Raw genomic sequence first — 2,298 nt, 5'->3', positions numbered from 1 at the left:
CCCGTCCCCGACCGGCACTCCGCCACCCAGCCCGACCCTCCCGACCCCTCCGATCTCTTTCCCCGCCCGCCGCACACCGTCGCGCCCGGCGCCGTCCACCTCCCCGACTGGCTCGGCCAGGAGCGCCAGCGCGAGCTGCTGACCGCCTGCCGCGCCTGGGCCCAGCCGCCGGCCGGGCTGCGCCAGGTGCGCACCCGCACCGGCACGATGTCCGCGCGGCAGCTGAGTCTCGGCTGGCACTGGTACCCGTACGGCTATGTCCGCACCGTGGTCGACGGGGACGGCGCCCCGGTCAAGCCGTTCCCCGACTGGCTGGGGGAGTGGGCCAGGGCGGCGGCCGCCGCCGCGCTGCCCGAGGAGCCGGCGCCGGCCGAGCCCTATGACGTCGCCCTGGTCAACCACTACGCGGCCGGCGCCAGGATGGGGATGCACCGGGACAGCGACGAGCGCTCCCCGGCGCCCGTGGTCTCGTTCAGCCTGGGCGACTCCTGCGTCTTCCGCTTCGGGAACGTCGAGAGCCGGGGCCGCCCGTGGACGGATGTGACGCTGCGCTCGGGGGACGCGTTCGTCTTCGGCGGGCCCGCCCGGCTCGCCTACCACGGGGTGCCGCGCACCGATCCCGGCAGCGGCCCGCCCGCGCTGGGCGTGCGCGGCCGGCTGAACGTCACGGTCCGCGCCTCGGGCCTGACGGACGGCTGAGCCCGGTCGGCCGGGCCCGGTCAAGTCGCTTCGCCAGATTCACCCGATGGGAGCTGGCGGGGGGTGGCGAATGTCAGAACTATGCCTGTTCGCCTGTCTGTTGGCGCCTAGCGTTGCTTCGGCAGATCTGACCGGCACGATAAGGACACCCATGCCAGTACCCCTCCGCCAGGTGGCCCGCACCGCTCGCCATGGCCGGCCGACCGGCCGGGGCTCGGTGCTCCGCGAGCCGGGGTTCCGGCGCCGACTGCTGGCGCTGGCGGTGCTGCCGGCGGCGGCCGTGGCGCTGCTCGCCGCGCTGGCGGTCGGCTATGTGTTGGAGAGTCGCCCCGCCGTCGACGGCCAGGGCTCCGACGGGGCGCTGTGGGCGGTGCTCACCGGCGCCACCCTGCTGACCGGGGCCGTGCTGGCGCTCGCCGCGACCTTCGCCGGCGCCGAGGCGGCCGGACAGGCCGGCCGGCTGCACGCCCTGCGCCGCCAGGCGGCCAGGGGCCGCGTCGAGCTTCAGGCCCTGCTCGACCAGGTCGAGCGCGGCGAACGCATCAGACCCCCCGAGAGCCCGGCGCCGACCGAGCCGGGCGACCAGCCGCTGGACCAGCTGCGCCACGAGATCGCCGTCAGCCGACACGCCGCCCAGTGCGCCGTCGCCCAGGCCGTCGCGCTCGCCGACGAACGCACCGGCACCGACGAACGCGTCGAGGTCTTCGTCAACCTGGCCCGGCGGGTGCAGTCATTCGTGCACCACCAGATCGAGTACCTCGACGAGTTGGAGCACGACGTCGAGGACCCCGAGCTGCTCAAGGGCCTCTTCCACCTCGACCACCTGGCCACCCGCATCCGCCGCCACGCGGAGAACCTGGCCGTGCTCGGCGGCGCCATCTCGCGGCGCCAGTGGAGCCGCCCGGTGCGGATGTCCGAGGTGCTGCGGTCCAGCGTCGCCGAGGTGGAGCAGTACTCCCGGGTCAAGCTGGTGCCGCCCGTGGAGGGCACCGTGCGCGGGCACGCGGTCGCCGACGTGGTGCACCTGCTGGCCGAACTGGTCGAGAACGCCACGGAGTTCTCCGCCCCCGGCACCCAGGTGCTGCTGCGCGTCGAGCCGGTCACGGCCGGGCTCGCCGTCGAGGTGGAGGACCGGGGCCTGGGCATGACCCCGGCCGAGCAGAGCCAGATGAACGCGGTCCTCGCCGGCGCCGAACGGCACTCCGTCACCGCGCTGTTGCAGGACGGCAGGGTCGGCCTGTTCGTGGTGGCCACCCTCGCCCGCCGACACCAGATCGGCGTCCGGCTCCAGAGCAACATCTACGGCGGTGTCCAGGCCGTGCTGGTGCTGCCCCACGAGCTGTTGGGGGACGAGGCCGAGGGCCACTTCACCCCGGGCCGTGCCCTGGGGCCCCCGCTGGGCGCCACCCGTTTCCCCTCGGCGCCGAGCACGGCCGAGGCTGCCACCCCGGTCCCGCTGCCGCCCACCGTCACCGCCCCCGACCTGCCCGTTCCGGCCGCCGGCGCCGGGCGCGACCACCGGCCGCCGCTGCCCAGGCGCCGCCGCCAGCAGCACCTCGTGCCGCAGCTGCGGGACGCCGTGCCGCCGCGCCCCGAGCC

2 protein-coding genes are annotated in these 2,298 nt (G+C 75.7%); both read left to right on the top strand.

The features are described 5' to 3' along the window. The coding region (locus tag EBN88_RS28350; RefSeq protein WP_147472883.1) for an alpha-ketoglutarate-dependent dioxygenase AlkB at positions 1–699 on the top strand (699 nt) is incomplete at its 5' end. Positions 700–850: 151 nt separating this feature from the next. Then, on the top strand, positions 851–2,298 hold a 1,448-nt coding region (locus EBN88_RS28345; RefSeq protein ID WP_147472882.1), incomplete at its 3' end, for a sensor histidine kinase.

Source organism: Streptomyces triticirhizae (assembly GCF_003696235.1).
GTDB lineage: Bacteria > Actinomycetota > Actinomycetes > Streptomycetales > Streptomycetaceae > Streptomyces > Streptomyces triticirhizae.
Note: the sequence above shows the minus strand (reverse complement) of the source record. Positions and strands in the feature narration are given on the sequence as shown.